The sequence below is a fragment of the Neoalteromonas facilis genome, from assembly GCF_002807665.1.
GTDB classification, from domain to species: Bacteria; Pseudomonadota; Gammaproteobacteria; order Enterobacterales; family Alteromonadaceae; genus Alteromonas_E; species Alteromonas_E facilis.
The window spans coordinates 191,415-210,078 of the sequence record NZ_PEAY01000002.1 but is presented as its reverse complement, the minus strand read 5'-3'; the positions used below and the strand labels follow the sequence as shown (position 1 = coordinate 210,078).

Here is an 18,664-nt window from a genome sequence, read left to right as displayed (position 1 = left end):
GACATCTGTCTCATCATTTAGCCCACAATTCGATCATAGCACGCCGGCTCGACTTAGCAATTCAACGCTGACAATTTAATCAATGTTCGTTACACTTTGGCGCATTAAAATTAAGGAATTCAGTTATGGCGTTATCAGTAGTAATACTCGCAGCGGGCAAGGGAACACGGATGAAATCGGCCCTCCCGAAAGTGCTTCACCCGATTGCTGGAGTCCCTATGGTTCAGCGTATTATCAACACTGTTGAACAAATCGGTGCTGACAGCATTAACCTGGTATATGGTCACGGCGCAGACATGCTAAAGCAAACCGTTACCGGCAAAAATATGAACTGGTGTTTACAAGCGGAGCAGTTAGGTACAGGGCATGCGGTACAACAAGCTGCCGACCAGCTTCAAGATGGCGATGACGTCTTGATCTTAGTTGGTGATGCCCCCCTCATAAAACCTTCAACACTTGAACGTTTATTGGCGGCAAAACAACAAGCCGATTTGGCCCTACTCACCGTAGCGCTTGATGATGCTACGGGAATGGGGCGTATAATTCGCAATGGCGACAATATAACCGCAATTGTTGAACATAAAGATGCCACTGAAGAACAGCGTGCGATAAAAGAAATAAACACCGGCATGATGGTTATCCCTGCGACTGATCTGAAACGTTGGCTCGGTCAACTCAGTAACGATAATGCGCAAGGTGAATATTACCTCACTGACGTTATCGCAATGGCAGCCAGTGAAGGAAAACAAATTAGAGCGGCACACCCAGAGAAAGTATATGAAGTAGAGGGCGTGAATAACCGCGTACAATTGTCGGCGCTTGAGCGTGCACATCAATTAGAACAAGCTGAACTGGCAATGCTATCAGGCGCCACATTGGCTGACCCATCACGCTTTGATGTTCGTGGCGAACTTAATGTTGGCAACGATGTAATGATTGATGTCAATGTCATCATAGAGGGGAATGTTACATTAGGTAACAACGTACGCATTGGTTCAAATTGCATATTGATCAACTGCGAAATTGGTGACAACACGGTAATTGAAGCAAACTCGATTATTGAACAAGCTGTTGTGAGTGATTCATGCACAGTCGGACCATATGCGCGCTTACGCCCAGGCTCAGTTATGCTGCAAAACGCTAAGGTCGGCAACTTTGTTGAAATGAAAAAAACCGTCTTAGGGAAAGGTTCAAAAGCAAACCACCTAACCTATTTAGGCGACACCGAAGTGGGTGAAAATGCCAATATCGGAGCCGGTACCATTACCTGCAATTATGATGGCGTAAACAAATCGAAGACCCTTATTGGTGACAATGCTTTTATTGGCTCGAACTCTTCACTGGTCGCGCCGGTCTCCATTGGCAAAACCGCGACGGTCGGAGCAGGCTCAGTAGTAACAAAAGATGTTGCCGATGAACAACTTACTATCGCGCGTGGAAAACAGCGCAATATTGACGGTTGGCAACGCCCTCAAAAAAATAAATAGAGTGCAAGGCGTCATTTGCTGACGATTATAGGCACGCCGGGAAACTCAAAATACAATGCCCAAACATGAACACCATGCTTGGGCATTTTTGTCTGCCTAGATGACAGATCATTGTACCTCGTATAGGCCAATCGCTTCTCCAGAGCCAAATGCTGTCGTAACACATTACATCTCAATAGGTATATTTTGAAATAACAAAAGTTTCGAATTTATACTTGATAATTTCATTTCGAAAGGTATATTTCTTTCAATTCGAAATTTTGAGCAATTTTTGTGGCACGGATCAGTACCCATCAACGACAACAGGCAATACTGGATCAACTGGATCAAGACGGCAAAGTGTCTGTAGATACGTTGGCAAAACACTTTGCCACGTCAGAAGTGACCATCCGCAAAGATCTGCGCATGCTCGAAGCGGCAAACAAATTAGTGCGTCAATTTGGTGGAGCAGTGAAACTCCAACATGAAAGCAAAATTGACAATAATGTTTCGAGTCGAAAGAAACTGATTGCACTTCAAGCTGCCAAGCTTATTCAGCCCGGAGATCGCATTGTGCTGGACTCTGGTTCAACGGTTATGGCGCTTTTACCTTATCTTGTCGACCGTAGCGACCTTGTCGTGATGACCAATTCCCTTATCGTAGCCAACACACTCTCCCAATCTGAAACGCCACCGAAACTGTTATGTTGTGGCGGCTCATGGGATGTGCAATCACAATCTTTCCAAGGCCAAATGGCAGAAAAGATGTTGTCAGCCTATGATTTTGATGTGGCTTTTATTGGTGCGGCCGGTATCGACGGCATGCGCGGTACAACGACATTTAACGAATTAACGAACCTGAGTCAGGTAATGGCGGCTAACTCTGCACGCGTCGTGATCATGGCAGAAGCAAACAAGTTACATCGCCGCATTCCGAATGTGGAGTTACCTTGGTCAAGTATTACAACTTTTATTACTGACGACACGATCGATCGTGCGTCTGTTGAGCAAATTAGTGAACACGGCGTAGAGGTGATCTGCGCAACTAACGAGGAAGATTAATATGTGTGGCATTGTAGGTGCAGTTGCTGAAAGGAATGTTGTTGAGATCTTGTTAGAAGGATTAAAACGCTTGGAATACCGCGGCTATGATTCTGCGGGTGTTGCGTTGCTTAACACGCAAGGCGATTTAAGCCGTATACGTCGAGTCGGTAAAGTGCAAGAGCTTGCTGACGCTGTCACGCCAGAGAACAGCATTGGTAGTACTGGTATTGCGCATACGCGTTGGGCAACTCACGGCGGAGTAACTGAAGACAATGCCCACCCGCACACGTCAACAGAGCGAATTGCCGTTGTACACAATGGGATTATAGAGAACTATCTTGAACTGCGTGAAGAACTCAACAACCTTGGGTATACCTTCAGCAGCGACACTGACACGGAAACCATCGCACACACGGTGAATGAAGTGTTGAAGAAGTCCTCCAGTTTGCTGGAAGCAGTGCAAAAATCTGTGAAGAAGTTTCACGGTGCCTATGGCACGGTGATCATGGACACCAAAGATCCAACGCGCGTTGTAGTTGCGCGCTCAGGTAGCCCATTAGTAATCGGATTAGGCTTGGGTGAAAACTTTATAGCGTCTGACCAATTGGCTTTGTTACCGGTCACTCGTCGTTTTATTTTCTTAGAAGAAGGTGATGTCGCTGAAGTAACCCGTCGTGACGTGAAAATTTACGATGTCAACGGTGAGCCGGTTGAACGCGAGATCATCGAATCAAACGTGGAGCATGATGCGGGTGACAAGGGTGGCTATCGCCACTACATGTTAAAAGAGATCCACGAGCAACCAACCGTTGTTAGAAACGCGCTTCAGGGTCGCTTAACCGAGACTGGCATCGCTGAAAATTTGTTTGGCCACAATGCTGACGATATCTTAAAAGACGTCAAACATGTGCAAATTATTGCGTGTGGTACGAGTTACCACGCCGGTATGACTGCCCGCTATTGGTTAGAACAATATGCCAACGTTTCGTGTAACGTCGAAATTGCCTCTGAATTTAGATACCGCAAATCAGTTGTTCACCCGAACAGCTTGTTGGTCACCATTTCTCAGTCAGGTGAAACAGCCGATACGCTGGCGGCTCTGCGTTTAGCAAAAGAGTTAGGCTATATGTCGACACTTACTATTTGTAACGTGCCAGGCTCATCATTGGTACGTGAGTCAGACCTGGCCTACATGACTAAAGCGGGTGCGGAAATTGGAGTAGCCTCAACAAAAGCCTTCACTACTCAGTTAACAGCGTTCTTGCTACTTACGTTAGCGCTGGGCCAACACAATGGCTTAGCGGAGAATGAGAAGAATTCAATCATCAAAGGTTTGCACAGCCTCCCCAGTAAACTGGAAGAAACATTAGCATTAACCGGTGGAATTGAAGATCTAGCAGAAGAATTCGCAGACAAGCACCATAGCCTGTTCTTAGGGCGTGGCGATCAATACCCTATCGCAATGGAAGGTGCGCTGAAACTGAAAGAGATTTCCTATATTCACGCAGAAGCCTATGCATCAGGCGAATTGAAACACGGTCCACTAGCACTGATTGACGATGAAATGCCGGTTATCGTTGTTGCCCCTAATAACGAATTGCTAGAAAAGCTTAAGTCTAACGTCGAGGAAGTCCGTGCGCGTGGCGGTATCATGTATGTCTTTGCGGACAAAGACGCAAAATTCAAAGGTGATGACACTATGCGTGTAATTAACGTACCGCATTGTGAACCGGCAATTGCACCGATAATCTATACCATTCCATTGCAGCTATTGTCTTATTACGTAGCGCTAATCAAAGGTACAGACGTAGACCAACCAAGAAACCTGGCGAAGTCAGTCACCGTAGAATAACAAAAGGGCCGAAAGGCCCTTTTTTGTGAGTACTTAACGCTCTTGTTTATGCCACATTGTAGATTGACAAAAAACTATCATACTTACAAAAAAGTATCATACTAAACAAAAAACTATCATACTTTATATAATCCGAGCTATGCTTTGACTGAATTGCACTGCTCGGACTATTAAAATGAGTATGAAAACCGCTTTCCTAAGCCCCTTCCCAAAAGAAATTAAAAGCCTTCTTCAGCCTGCAATTTTGAGGCGGTTACAAAAAGAAAAACGTGGGCAAGGTTATGGAAAAGATTATAAACCCTTTTTAACTGTTCGAGATGTTCCAAGCAGAGGTAGGGTACATCGCCGTCCGGCTTTGACTCATAACCGTATCGTCCATCTACTATCAGACCTTGAGCTTGCGACATTTTTACTTTTTGATTGGAATATTTCCGTCATCGATATACGCGAGCAGTTCCCACTTAACCCCGAAGCCACAATTGATATTGCAAAAAGGTTAGGCATCAAACATCCCACATACAAAGGGGTACTTCAGGTGATGACCACTGATTTTTTAATTGATATGGAAATTGATGGAGTTCTAGTTACCCATGCTGTTTCAGTCAAGTATGCTGATGATCTAGAGGACGAGCGCACACTAGAAAAACAGGAGATTGAGCGTCGTTTTTGGGAAAATGAAAATGTAGCTTGGTACGCATTTACAGAACACGACGTACCAGTTACGTCGGTAAAAAATATCCGCTGGTTAGCGCCTCACATGCACAGTTATGACCTTGAAGTTTCCGAAAGAATGCGCATTTTCGAACGAATCGCCAAAACGCTTGATGGTAATTCAGAGGAAAAATTGCCCGTACCACTTCAAGAGCTGGATGAACAATATGATCTAGAGCCCGGCGCTCACCTCCAATACTTCAGGCATTTAGCCGCGCAACACGCTTTTCTTTGGGACATTCATGAAACAGTGCACACAAAGCTAAAAGCAAGGGATATAGAATTGTCGGAGTACTGGGTAAATCAGGAGGCGAATTATGTTCATGCCAAATGATGTTTATCAGTGGGATACTCAGAGGATCAGGATACTCTGGAGCAATCCGCAAGTAGTTTATTGGATAAATATAGATGACGAAAGGGCTCTGCCACAGGTAACACTTAAATCAGAATTTGAACACTTATTGGCTAGAACCGATCTTAAAGTAATCAATGATCCCTATGTAAATATCAGTATGAGCCCACCAAAGGCTGGTTCAAAATCCGAGGAAGTACAACAAAAAGCGTGGATTGCTATCAAGGGTATAGTCAAATCGGAGCCCGGTATTTATGAGAGGAAAGCCCGTGGATTGATGATGAAGCAAGTCATGGAAGAGAATAAAGTGACCAAACAAACATTATATCGTTGGCTGCGACGGTACTGGCAATTCGGAATGTGCGCGAATTCATTAAGTGGCCGTTATGATTTGTGTGGAGGACGAGGAAAACCTAAAAAATTTACAGAGAAGAGAAACGGCCCCATTCGTACACGTAATCTGGGTGAAGGTGTTCCGATCACCGAACAAATAAAATCATTGTTTAGGGTGGTTATTCAAAAAAGCTACCTTAATGAAAATAAGTATGACTTTGATTATGCGTATAACCAATTGTTGATCGCATATGGGGTCAAAATCCCAGCATCTCCGGAAGACTTAGTCGATGTGCCAACAGAGCGTCAATTTAAATACTTTTTTCAAAAAGAATATTCATCGATTGAAGTGACCAAGAAGCGTGAAGGTGAAATTAACTACCTGAAAGATTTCAGTCCCAGTATAGGTACTTCGACGGCCGAAGTGCCAGGCCCTGGTTACCTTTACCAAATTGATGCGACCATTGCTGATGTGTACCTTGTTTCAGAGCAGGACCGCACAGAAATTGTTGGACGGCCTACTATGTATTTTGTTGTCGACGTATTCAGCCGAGCGATTGTTGGTATGTACATTGGCATGGAAAATGCCTCCTGGGTTAGTGCAATGGAAGCACTTGGAAATGCGATGGCAAATAAAGTCGATTATTGTGCAGAACATGGCATTGATATCTCGACTGACCTATGGCCAATGCAGGGCTTGCCTGAGCATATCATTGGAGACAAAGGCGAAATGCTTGGTCGACACGTTGAAGTACTCAGTAGAGCTTTTCACGTGGAGATACAAAATACGCCAGCCTACCGAGCTGACTGGAAGGGAATTGTAGAACGCTATTTCCGAACTGTTCAGACTCAAATGAAGCCGTTTGTCGAAGGTTACGTAACAAAAAATCCAATTGGTAAGAAACGGCATGGGAATGATTATCGACAAGATGGAATGCTAACTCTTAAAGAGTTCACGAAAATGATTATTAAGATAGTGCTTCACTATAATAATGATCATGTTATTAGAACGTACGATATTGACTCTGATATTCCTAAGAAGCTCCCAGCGAATCCTTTGTCCCTCTGGAACTGGGGTGTCGAATATCGTACAGGCATGTTAAGAAGACCTGCTCCTCAACTGGTAAAGGTGAACCTGCTGCCTCACACAAATGCTACTGTGACTGAACATGGTCTAAAACTCTTTGGCTGTTATTACAGCTGTAAACAAGCGCTAGAATGGGGTTGGTTTGAAGAAAACTACAGAGGAGCCAGAACGGTTACCGTTGCTTATGACTTATACAGTACGAATACAATTTACCTTCGCCCCACTGACTCGTATGCTGAATTTATACCTGCAAACTTAACGTCCCGAAGTCGCGCTTACGCCAATATAACAGTATGGGAACTTTGGGCTATCCAGGATATTCGATTGGAAGTGGCGGCTTCGTCAAAACTTAAGAAACGGTCAGGATCGGTTAATCTTGTTAGCGAACTTCAGCAAATCAAAAACGAGTCCAAGCAGCATCAACCAAATTATACGAAAACAGAGAAAGCGAAAAGAGCGAAAGGTATTGCCGATAATAAGCGCAACGAAAGGCAGTATGAACGAAACAAGAAAACGGTAGATCGGAATGAACCTGACGAAACAACATCGGCTACGGTTACACCGATCCACGGTGCAAGTACCGAACAAAAAAGCTTTAAACTGCCGACTAGGTTGAAGGATCTCTTGAAAGGTGGGGACTCAGATGACTAATGAAAAAATAACTAGATTTCCTCAAGCAGAATATAAAGAAACAGGCTTGCCTGAGTACGATGAAAACCCCCTGATTGCAGCGCTTCCGGTAATTATGAGCCCAATAGAAGTAGCAAAATCTTTGACAAAGAGGCCACATTTTCAACCTGAAGAAATGAATTTACCATGCCATATTCGAACTCATGCAATAAACCGCTTAACGCGAGATTTTTTTGTTCCCCAAACCAACCACATCATTATCGAGCAGAAGCTGTCAAAACTGATCAGATGCAGCTACCTCAATAGGAACCCAAAAACCGCAACATTCAAGCGAAAGCTTAACTCAATTCGCGGCTTGATTCAGAACGAAAACCTTACAACTTACATGCATGATGATGTGGACTCTCCTGCTTCATCTATGACCATTGCAGGGATTTCCGGAGCGGGGAAATCAACCACGACAAACCTTGTACTGAACACCTACCCCCGAGTGATTTATCATCCAGACCTACATATGCTTCAGGTGCCCTGGCTTAAAGTTGATTGTCCATATGACGGCTCGCTCGCGGACTTTTGTTTAAGTTTTTTTATCGCACTTGACCGCCGTCTTAATCTCGATTATCGAGACACTTACGCATCTGGTAAACCTACCATTGCAAAAATGATGGCAGATGTTGCTGATCTTTGCCTTATACATGCCATTGGTTTGATTGTCATCGATGAATTCCAGCACATGAGCCTAGCCAAAAGCGGTGGCGAGAAAAAGATGATTAACTTTTTGGTGACGTTAGTAAATGTCGTAGAAGTCTCCGTTGTACTTATTGGTACGCCCAAAGCTCTACGTCTATTTGCGAGCGAGTTCCGGCAGGCAAGACGTGCAAGTGGAGATGGAAGTCTGGTCTGGGATCGATTACCTAAGGATGAAAGCTGGGAAGATTTTCTTGAAGAGCTGTGGCCTTATCAGTGGCTTAGAAACAAAGTTGAAAGAAATGAATCGCTGACAAATAAACTGTATGAGCTGACACAAGGGGTGCCCGATATAGTTGTGAAACTCTTTTGTCTAGCTCAAGCACGTGCAGTCTTATTGGCGTCAACTTCAGAAGACGAAATTCTTTCTCCTGAACTATTGGAGCAGGTATTTGAAGATGAGTTTTCAATCGTTAAACCGTTGCTTGAAGCACTGCGGACTGGCAACAAGAAGAAACTTGAAGAATGCAATGATCTCATTTTTCCAAAATTTGAAAGTAGCATAATAAACGCAATGGATAAGCTTGTATCTAAACCACTAGAAAAACCTAAAAGGATTGAGTTGGGAGAAGCTGATGAGACGAACATCGCTAATTCAGCGATACAGACTATCGTCTCAATGGGTATTCCGGAAGACATTGCGAAGCCTCTTATTGCAGATGCTTTGTTGAGGAATCCAGAACTTACCTTGATTCAGATAATACAAATGGCGACAACCGCGCTTACACAAACGGGTGAAGAAAAGACAAGAAAGACAAGAAAGACAAAGGCTGACACCAAACCAGTCTATACAAACAGAGACAGCTGGGGTCAACTATCTGAGAAAGACCTCAGAAAGATTTATGCGGATAAATCAGGATCTATGTATGAGGTGATGAAGGAGAAAGGTATTATTTACCCTGTCCATAAATTACTGGCTGGATAGTATGCTGGGCTACTTTCCTGTTCCTTATCATGACGAATTGCTGTACAGCATAGTTGCACGGTATGCGCAACATACTGGCTTAGCTGGCAATCAAAAAGCTATTGTTCGGGAAGTATTTTCTTCTTCAACAGCTGTAGCTGTTCCAGACTTACCAAGCCACTTAAATTCGCTCGTTAATAACCTTCAACTTGTTTGGCCAACTAGTGTGAAAGAGTTGATAGAGTCATTCACATTGGCACCGATTAGTTTACCTTTCTTGTCGCAGAAACAGGCTTCAAAAACTATTCATTCCATGAGTTCAGACTCTGGAGGCGACATTCATACGCGATCTGGTATTGCTGCAAGTGCAATCAAACAACCAGAGTACTTTCGCTATTGCCCTAAATGTTTGAAAGAACAGCATCAGGAATTCGGTGAGTGTTATTGGAAACGAGTTCATCAATTGTCAGGCTTGGCGTTTTGCAGTCGCCATTCATGTTTACTGGAGTACTCAACGATATCTTTCCATCCGAAAGAGAAACATCTTTTTATTGCAGCGAACGAGAGCAAATTGAATTCAGATATCAGACATATAGAGCTGAAAGATATTGAAAGAGAACTGCATGACCGGTACGAACAATTACTTAATGCAAGGCAATTTAAAGGGCTTGGCTTTAACCGCTGGACATTATTTTACAGAAATTTAGCAGTCGAACTCGGACTAGTGAGAAAGAGCCGGATCTGCCATCAGGAAATACATAGGCTACTGAAGAAAACTTGGGCGGGAACAGTATTCCAGGATCAATTTCAGGATTCAGAAAGCAGCTACTGGCTGACGAACTTATTTCGAAAACATCGTAAGTCATTTCACCCTTTGCGCCATTTGCTCGTTACCACTGCAATAGTCCCCGAATTGTCGGTAACTAAGTTATTTGAAAAAGTGCACAGGCTTCCGGACAGAATTTTAGTGTTTAGTCATTCTAGTAAAAAAGTCTCGGCACAACATGAAGTTGCTGAATACAGGTCGATTTGGGTAGATATGCTCAAGCGCTACCCAAGCGCAGGCGTTAAAGAGCTTAGAAGTATCGAGAGTGGCGGTGCTACCTATGCTTGGTTGTATCGCAACGACAAGAATTGGTTGATGTCTAATAGGCCAAGAAGAAAAGTAACTGCGCAAAGTCACTACGTTGTTAACTACAATGATTGGGATGCTAAAAACGTTGAGCATCTTGAATCGGTTTACGAGGGCATGGCTACAGGGCCCAACAGACCGCGTTTAACAAGAACGCGATTAATTCGGGAATTACGCCGTTCAAACTCTGTAGAGAAGCATTTATCTGAACTACCGAGGACGACGGCGTGGTTGGCTTCTCACGAAGAATCGGTAGAAGACCATCAACTCTATCGATTGCGTATTGCTTATGAACAAATAAAATCGAACAACCTTGAGGTTAAACGATGGCGTTTACTCAGAAAAGCTGCCATCCGGGAAGAGTTGGTTACACCCAAGATTGAAACTGAAATACAAGAGTTAGAAAAAAGGGAAGAATAGACAGGTTTATGTCTGAGGTCGATGAAATTGGCATTCGTGGAATCCCCAAAGGATCAAAATTGTTATTGCTGGGTGACTGGTTTCAAAAACCAGGACAAGAGTGGAGAGTGGTTTGCTATTTCCATAATAAAGAAATGGGGAATATTAGAAGGTCCTTACCAATTGACCTACTTCCTGCATTAACGCCGGGGACCGTTTTTCCAAGAACATCCACAGAAAACAAGGCTCAGGGGTGGACAGAAACCGTTGTGCTACCAAAACTAGACCGCTGGCAAAAGACTACTTTTCGTGATTTACCTGATACTTTGAAACGTTCTCAAGGTCTTGCAAGCCAATTCGACAATTGTGTTCTATATGGGATCGAGACGGACGAAAAAGTATATTGGTTACCAATTGCAGAAGTTGCACGCATGCTTTTCTTTCATTCTTCAGAAGTCGTTCGCGCAGCTGTTTATCAGGGGAATACTTGGCAACTCGGTAAATCCTGGTCTCAAGATTGGATTGGTAACATTGAATTGTCTGCGAATATTCCCCTTAGGTACATGAATAGCTTACAGTACCGAAAGTTCTTTACGTGGTTGTTGTTTGATCCTGACATACAAGATAGCTTCGGCTCGATTTTCAAATCAATTAATCAGAATTCAATCATTGTCAACGGCGCAGATCGGTGGACATTTGATTTTACGCCGCCAGACTTAAGCCACTGTGAAATTTCACTTGCAGGCTATACGGGCAGAGAGTCTGAAATAAATCAGGTGTTTATTCGAGAGATTAGGTCAGTTTCTGGCCTTAAAGCACCTGACCTTGATGTTGTTTATTTTTCACACCCTGATGATCACCTTTTACTTAACACAGCCCCTGAAGATAGTGACGAAAAACCTAAACCGCCAAATACTCCCCCCGTAAACATTAGAGAGCTGGATCCAGACACAAAACCGAATTCAAATAGAAAAAGACACTTGGTGAAGTTAGGCAGAAGTCGCTTGCACTTTGATGTAGAACTCGACACGAGAAGAAGCACAAGGCAAGTAAAAGTGCTACCACCACAAACTGAACCAGATTTGGATGATTTACAGGAGCAACCCCCTGAAGAATTGGCCAGCTTAAAGAAAGGGAGTGACAAGGGAAAGGGGCCAAAGGCGGATGTTGACAATCTTTACCCTCCAGACTTAATCGATGCACCTGAGAAAATTGTGTTCTTTCAATCTATGCTGCAAAAACTGAAGGAAGAGCACGGCTGGCAGATTCAGAGCAGTATAGGAGACGTCCCGAAGAAAAGATGTCGCAGCCAGCATTTGGTTGGAGGCAGACCTCGTCGATATTGTCATGCTATTGTTAAGCGAGACAGATCGACGACGATTCAAATATTAGAAATTGAATTAACGAGTAAACCAAAGAAAGACGGGACATTGGATACTGAAAGCTTATCCACATTATTTTTCCGTGCAGGTGATACCTCCATCACATTTCAAAGAATTCTCGATGAGTTAATGACTGCATATAAGGACGAAGGATTGAATGCAATGAGCTGGAAACGTCAGTTTATTTCGCAGAACACTTCAGTTAGGGAGTACTTGGGGCACCCTGATAACAAGATCACAAGCGAGCGAGATGCTCTTGACTCATGGGTAACTAGAGCAGCAGAAAAAGTGATCGGGATGTAGTAAAGAAATATCTACGTAGCTTTCGTTCGAATGGATAGAAGTACGTTAAGCGCTCAACTGCCTGACATTTTTTGCAACTTAGCGTTTTGTGAGAAGATGGAAAAATGATGATCCGCTGGAAGGTTTGATCTGGATCAACACCACATATAGTGCTTTTGGTGATTATGTGGCACTACATGTAGTTTCCAGGCTATTTTATGCAACCCCTTTTTAACTCACTGGAACCTCAAGTACTGTTTCAAGAAGTACCTGATGAGGTATCACTTGGATTCACGATAACAGGCTGTAAGTTGCGTTGTGAGGGCTGCCACAGCAGCGATATTTGGGATTGCAATCTTGGCAAATCACTGACCAATGAACTGTTTGCTACATATCTAAAGAAATACGAGGGATTTATAACTTGCGTGCTCTTTTTTGGCGGTGAGTGGAACACAGAAGCTTTGATAGAAAAGCTCCGTATTGCCAGACAATCACAACTCAAGACCTGTCTTTATACCGGACTACCAAGAGTATCCTCAAAAATCCAAAAACAACTGTCATTCTTGAAAACCGGCAAGTGGATTTTTTCACTTGGCGGACTCGACTCCCCGTCGACCAATCAAAAACTAATAAACGTCAATACAGGCGAATTACTAAACCATAAATTTTGGGAGAATAAGTGTGCTAACACTTGATGATAGACATTTAAAACAAAAACTGCAGTTTATCGATAGTTACTTAAATGCTGAAACCGCTGCTGATGGCGCGAAGTTAGACGCCAACGCAAATGTGACAAACAAAAACATTGCCACACTCGAAGCTGAACTAATGAAAGACTACTTTATTCAGGTAAACCGAGCACTGGTGAGTAATAAGATTGAGGAACTGTTTGGTCAAGAACTAGCTTTTGAGTACCAGCGGCAAATCGAGTCACATGAGATCTATGTGCATGATGAAACCAGCCTAAAGCCATATTGCACCTCAATTACCATGTATCCATTTCTCCTAAATGGGTTGACTGAACTTGGTGGTGAATCCAGAGCTCCGCAACATATTGAGTCGTTCTGTGGCAGTTTTGTCAATTTAGTGTTTGCTATCAGTGCCCAATTTGCTGGCGCAATTGCGACGGTCGAGTTTCTGGTTTATTTCGACCATTTTGCACGTCGAGATTATGGAGAAAATTATCTGAATACGCATGCAAAAGAGGTAGCTAACCATCTACAGCATGTTGTTTATGCCCTAAACCAACCTGCAGCTGCGCGGGGTTATCAAAGTGTATTTTGGAACATATCGCTTTATGACGAGTTCTATTTCGATTCAATGTTTGGCGAATTTGTGTTTCCTGACATGAGTAAACCCAAATGGGAGAACATCGAATCGCTGCAAGCATTCTTTCTCGAGTGGTTTAACGATGAGCGCAAGCGGGCCGTGCTCACCTTTCCAGTAGTCACAGCAGCGATGTTGACAAAGGATGGGGAAGTCAAAGACATCAATTTTGCAGCGAAATGTGCTAAAGCGATGAGTGAAGGTAACTCATTTTTTGTTTACCAATCCGAAAGCGCCGATTCATTAGCCTCTTGTTGCCGATTACGCAACGAGATAACAGACAATACGTTTTCCTATAGCTTGGGTGCTGGGGGTGTATCGACAGGTTCTATTAACGTCATCACCATAAATATGAACCGATTAATTCAGGATGACAGAGATTTAAGCACTGAAGTTCAGAAGATACACAAGTATCAAGTTGCTTATCGTAGACTCATCGAGGAGTATAAAGCAGCGGGAGCACTACCTGTTTATGACGCAGGCTTCATTAGCTTGGATAAGCAATTTTTAACGCTGGGAGTGAACGGACTGGCAGAAGCCGCTGAGTTTTTAGGTATTGAAGTTGGTAATAATCCAAAATACAAAGACTTTGTCAGGTCTCAATTGCAAGTCATTTACGAACAAAACCGGGCTGCATCGCAGCACTTTAAATGTCAGTTCAACACTGAATTTGTGCCTGCAGAAAATTTGGGAGTCAAAAATGCCAAGTGGGATAGACAAGATGGCTATGTAGCTAACAGAGACTGCTATAATAGTTATCTTTATCTTGTCGAGGATACAAATACCACGCATATCGACAAGTTTATACTGCACGGTAGAGAGTTAAACCAATACCTTGATGGTGGTTCAGCACTTCACCTCAATCTTGAGGAAACGTTAACCTACAAAAACGCCTTAAATCTTCTTAATATTGCTGCGAAAGCAGGATGTAACTATTTTTGTGTGAACGTAAAGATTACGATCTGCAATGTTTGCGAAACTATCGACAAGCGCACTTTACACGTTTGCCCATCATGCGGCTCAGAAGACATAGACCACGGAACTCGGGTGATTGGTTACTTAAAACGCGTGTCTGCTTTTTCTAAAGGGCGGAGGAATGAGCATGCCCTTCGTCACTACCATATTCGCACGCGGCTTCACACATAGACTGACGCATATATAGTGTTTTTACCTATTAAGGGGTAGTTCATTACCCCTTGTGCGCAATGGCATAAAGATCGAGCGATGTGTACGCTTTAGTCAGAAACTTTCAAGAGGCCCATTGTTATGTCTGGCATGTTTTCCGACCTTTTATTAAAAGCGCAAGAGCAAAGCGAAAAGCAGCGCTTGTTGTTTTTGTTCGCAAAAACTGACGAGACCAACAAAAGCAGAAAGCGAGAAGATAAAAAAGGTTCCATTGCACCCAAAATGGTGGTGGATAAACTGCCTAATGAGCTGTCTGAATTTGCCGCTTTAGTGAAGGAAGCCGATAGCATAAACAAAGACTGGGATTTTGTATTTATAGCCAGTCTTGGGGGCGATTCAAATAAGCCTCCTACTACAGAAGCTGCAGAACCCTATCTAAACAAAATGACTAACGATGTGATGACAGGTAACAATATTTTTCGTTATGTCGTGTTTGATAGAAACGAAAATCCGATAGAAATCACTGCAAATTAGTAAAGGGGAAAACCCAGCTCCAGCAAGCTATATTTATGACTATTCTGACGGCTAAAACCCATGGTCGATAACGTACGTGAAATTAAAGACGGCTTGTTTCCTTTTAATGGTGACGAACTGCATCAACTCACGTTTTTATTGAATTATGCGATCCTAGCACCGTCTCATTATAATGCTCAACCTTGGCGCTTTAGGCTATCCAAAAACGGATTGGATATCATCCTCGACAAACAACGAGTGTCCAGGTTTGTTGATCCTCATTCTCGTGAGGCAATAATCAGCTGTGGTGCAGCCATAGGCATGATCGAAGTTGCCGCTCATTATTTTGGCTCCGCGGTCAAAGTAAAGTATGAAAATACGACTGAAAGAGACTTGTTGGCGCATATCAACATAGCAGGACACTACGACCCGTCTGATGATGACATTGCGTGGTTTCATGCTATCAAACACAGGCAAACTAACCGTAGGTATTTTGATGATACTGAACCACCCAATCAAGTATTCGATAGTGTAGAGGGCTACGCCAATTCTCTTGCAGTTCAACTGTCGCTTTCAACAGATATTGCCGCGATTGCAAAGTTTTCAGACATGATTGAAAGAGCGGTCAAACGCCAGTTTGCACAGCCCTGGTTTCGATTCGAATTTACTTCGTGGCAGCGGTCTATGCTGAGCCTAAAACCAGATGGTCTAACCGGGCATGGTTTTTATCACACCACACTTCCAAACCTATTATCTAAGCCGATGTTGAACTGGTTCAATTGGGGAGCCAGTATTGGCAAGTATAATGTCGACAAGTGCCGCCATGGGAGCCCGACATTTGCTGTGATTGCCACCGCTAATGATGATAAAACAGACTGGCTGAATACTGGTCGACTATTAACGTTTTTCTTACTTGGGCTTGCACATCATCGTCTGTCGGTTTCATACATGAATCAAGCTGTTCAGGAGCCAGACCTCAGAAAACAACTACCACCGGTTTTACAATCATTGAAATATCCACAACTGATTCTGAGAATAGGTAAGGCATCGCCGGTACATTTCACTGCGCGGCGATCCGTTGAGTAAACAATGCTATGAAGGTATGGTCAACTCACATATCCAAAAATAGCGCTAGCAATTGTTCTTCTGTCAATGCCCGGTCACACTGAACGTAAAGTACTTGTTCTTCTTTTTCATTGTGAAGCAGAAGCAATTCCGACAGGGCTTTTTCCAATGCTTCCGAATGATCGTCATTCCTTAAACTTTCACTAATTTCGTCAAGCATAGCCCTAATTTGATCATGCTCATGTCGCATCACCACTGTTGGGCCTGCACCATTCATACCTGTTGCTTTTTCAAACATGGGAAACAGCAATTCTTCTTCCCAGCGAATATGTCGTTTAAGTCCTTCACTAAACTTGTCGAAGAGCAAGACAGCCTTGTAGCGCTGATTTTTTTTGTTTTCCCGATACATTCGGAACAGAAAATCAAGTCGTTCGTGATCAACACTAAAAAATTGGGTTACCAGATTTTGCATTACTGACGACTCCATAGCAGTTATCCTGTGGTCGAAAACAAAATGACAACCAATATCAGCATGGCAACCCAAAAGGCCGACATCATTTGCCAGAAAAGCAAACCTTTGCTGTTATCAATTGCGGGATCATCCTTTAAAAACTCGGGATTAGGCCGAGTTACATCATTGACAAAGTCTTGAAGTCGTTTGTAGCGTTTTGGCATGTCAAGCGTCACACCTTTTTCCAACGCACGATCAAACCATAGAGGAATAATGGGGTTGTGGTCAGTGGCGCTTATATATCGCAGCTTGTCAAAGTCATGGCTGTTGACGTATTGCTCTATCTTTTCTCCATAGGGTAATTCGCCGGTAAATAATTCGTAAGTAATGGTGGCCAATGCATAGATGTCGCCTTGGATCCCGGTGTTCCTGCCTTGTAAGTAATAAGGATCAGAGTACGTAGCCGTGCCAAGTGCACCAAGATGCTCGATAGGAATAAAAATCTCAGCAATACCTGCAACAAAGACAGACCCAAAATCAATCACTTTAATCTTCATTGCATCATCAACAATGATGTTGGCAGGCTTCAGATCCTGATGAATCGTTTCTGTATTGTGAAAAGCCTTTAACGCAGCAGCGATCTGTTTTACTAGTGTGATAGCCATCTTTGGAGAGGGCAACGGGTGGTCAACCATCCATTTATCGAGCGAAATACCCGGCACATACTCCATTAGGTAGTACAAACAGGTTCGTGGGCGGTTTTGGGTTATGATCTTGACCACGTACTCACTATTGATGCGTTTACCTATCCACTCTTCCTGAATAAAGCGGTCAATGTAATGCACGTCATCCTGAAAGTTGAGCGATGGTGTTTTCATCACCATTTGCTCATCAGTTTCCAAGTCAGTGACGAGATAAACCTGGCTACGACTGCTGGCAAACAGTGCCTGATCGATTCGGTAGCCATCCAGCTTCATGCCGGGTTCGAGGTCGGGTGGGAACGGTAGTCGGGTTAACTTGGTATTGAAATCATCACGGCTTTCAGCTGGCAGTTTTTCGACTTTGGCAATTGCGCAGCTGATATTATCGTCGCTGTTGGCCATTTTAGCCTCAGCAATTATGCGCTCGCACTGCTGTTGAGGTTCACGTTCATCACTCAGGAAATCGCTCAGTTTCTCTGAATCAATGAAATCGTGAACCCCGTCTGTTGTCAGAAGAAAAATGTCCCCCTCTTCTAAAACCGATTTCCCATAATCTACTTGCAAGACGTTATCCATTCCTACGGCTCGGGCCAGAATGTTTTTGCCCCCGCCTATGTTGATTGAATGATCTCGCGTCAACTGTGTAATAGTGCCTGCTCGATAACGGTAGATCCTTGAATCACCAGCGTGGAAAAAGTGAGCCGTCCTCGATTTGAGTACAAGACCACTAAACGTGCATAGATAGCCTTTTTCCTGATGGGTGAACTCGTGACTTTGCTTGAACAAGTTTAAATTGATAGTAGTTAGTGTTTTTTGTCCGGCTTGTTTCGCTGACCACGTATCAGGCGTGCGGAAATATTCTTCGATAAAGTGTTTTACCGCATAATCACTAGCCTCTCTGCCCGCTTCGGCACTACTGACACCGTCAGCTATTACGACGGCTGTGCCCTTCGACGACATGGCATGTTGGTCAGTCGGCGTATGTACAGCAACTGCATCTTCATTGACTGGCTTAACACCTGCAATAGAAGCACAACCTGCAGCAACAACAAGTGTTGCATCGTTTGTGATGTCGTGTTTTTGAGTGTGCTCTGATTGCATTGAAATAGTCTAGGTTGGTGAAAAAGGCATCCCTGTTTTAGAGATGCCTTTTTCTGACGAG

General features: G+C 43.5%; 14 protein-coding genes. 12 read left to right on the top strand and 2 right to left on the bottom strand.

All coding sequences use genetic code 11. The features are described from left to right. Positions 1-125 precede the first annotated feature (125 nt). The 12 genes from glmU to CSH93_RS07065 all read left to right on the top strand — a co-directional run bounded on the left by glmU (position 126) and on the right by CSH93_RS07065 (position 16,371). Complete coding sequence (gene glmU / locus CSH93_RS07120; RefSeq protein ID WP_100642551.1) at positions 126-1,487, top strand: bifunctional UDP-N-acetylglucosamine diphosphorylase/glucosamine-1-phosphate N-acetyltransferase GlmU; 1,362 nt, start codon at positions 126-128, stop codon at positions 1,485-1,487. A 273-nt stretch (positions 1,488-1,760) separates the two neighbouring features. Beyond that, the gene (locus CSH93_RS07115; RefSeq protein WP_100642550.1) at positions 1,761-2,528 is read left to right on the top strand and encodes a DeoR/GlpR family DNA-binding transcription regulator; all 768 of its coding nucleotides are present in this window, start codon (positions 1,761-1,763) and stop codon (positions 2,526-2,528) included. Position 2,529: 1 nt separating this feature from the next. Next, positions 2,530-4,362, top strand: a complete 1,833-nt coding sequence (gene glmS / locus CSH93_RS07110) for a glutamine--fructose-6-phosphate transaminase (isomerizing) (RefSeq protein ID WP_100642549.1) — start codon at positions 2,530-2,532, stop codon at positions 4,360-4,362. Positions 4,363-4,537: 175 nt separating this feature from the next. Then, the gene (locus CSH93_RS07105) at positions 4,538-5,407 is read left to right on the top strand and encodes a TnsA endonuclease N-terminal domain-containing protein (protein ID WP_100642548.1); all 870 of its coding nucleotides are present in this window, start codon (positions 4,538-4,540) and stop codon (positions 5,405-5,407) included. Beyond that, positions 5,391-7,496, top strand: a complete 2,106-nt coding sequence (locus tag CSH93_RS07100) for a Mu transposase C-terminal domain-containing protein (RefSeq protein ID WP_100642547.1) — start codon at positions 5,391-5,393, stop codon at positions 7,494-7,496. The genes CSH93_RS07105 and CSH93_RS07100 overlap by 17 nt, the downstream gene beginning before the upstream one ends. Continuing rightward, complete coding sequence (locus CSH93_RS07095) at positions 7,489-9,147, top strand: ATP-binding protein (protein WP_100642546.1); 1,659 nt, start codon at positions 7,489-7,491, stop codon at positions 9,145-9,147. Before CSH93_RS07100 ends, CSH93_RS07095 begins: the two co-directional genes overlap by 8 nt. Position 9,148: 1 nt before the next feature. Continuing rightward, positions 9,149-10,678 (top strand): TnsD family Tn7-like transposition protein, encoded by a 1,530-nt coding sequence (locus CSH93_RS07090; RefSeq protein WP_100642545.1) that lies wholly within the window; start codon positions 9,149-9,151, stop codon positions 10,676-10,678. An 8-nt stretch (positions 10,679-10,686) separates the two neighbouring features. Beyond that, positions 10,687-12,342 carry a Tn7-like element transposition protein TnsE gene (locus CSH93_RS07085; protein ID WP_100642544.1) on the top strand — a complete coding sequence of 552 codons (1,656 nt, stop codon included), beginning with the start codon at positions 10,687-10,689 and terminating at the stop codon, positions 12,340-12,342. 197 nt (positions 12,343-12,539) lie between these two features. Beyond that, positions 12,540-13,016 carry an anaerobic ribonucleoside-triphosphate reductase activating protein gene (nrdG, locus tag CSH93_RS07080; RefSeq protein WP_100642543.1) on the top strand — a complete coding sequence of 159 codons (477 nt, stop codon included), beginning with the start codon at positions 12,540-12,542 and terminating at the stop codon, positions 13,014-13,016. Continuing rightward, positions 13,003-14,793 (top strand): anaerobic ribonucleoside-triphosphate reductase, encoded by a 1,791-nt coding sequence (gene nrdD, locus CSH93_RS07075; protein WP_100642542.1) that lies wholly within the window; start codon positions 13,003-13,005, stop codon positions 14,791-14,793. The genes nrdG and nrdD overlap by 14 nt, the downstream gene beginning before the upstream one ends. Positions 14,794-14,913: 120 nt before the next feature. After that, positions 14,914-15,306 carry a ribonucleotide reductase subunit alpha gene (locus CSH93_RS07070; RefSeq protein ID WP_100642541.1) on the top strand — a complete coding sequence of 131 codons (393 nt, stop codon included), beginning with the start codon at positions 14,914-14,916 and terminating at the stop codon, positions 15,304-15,306. A 60-nt stretch (positions 15,307-15,366) separates the two neighbouring features. After that, entirely contained in the window at positions 15,367-16,371 is a 1,005-nt protein-coding gene (locus CSH93_RS07065) for an Acg family FMN-binding oxidoreductase (protein WP_100642540.1), read from the top strand. A 25-nt stretch (positions 16,372-16,396) separates the two neighbouring features. Here CSH93_RS07065 and CSH93_RS07060 read toward each other — a convergent pair whose 3' ends face one another. Together CSH93_RS07060 and CSH93_RS07055 are read right to left on the bottom strand one after the other, a co-directional pair. Then, positions 16,397-16,822 carry a hemerythrin domain-containing protein gene (locus CSH93_RS07060; protein WP_164078316.1) on the bottom strand — a complete coding sequence of 142 codons (426 nt, stop codon included), beginning with the start codon at positions 16,820-16,822 and terminating at the stop codon, positions 16,397-16,399. Between the two features lie 20 nt (positions 16,823-16,842). Continuing rightward, entirely contained in the window at positions 16,843-18,603 is a 1,761-nt protein-coding gene (locus tag CSH93_RS07055) for a bifunctional protein-serine/threonine kinase/phosphatase (RefSeq protein WP_100642538.1), read from the bottom strand. Between the last annotated feature and the right edge of the window lie 61 nt (positions 18,604-18,664).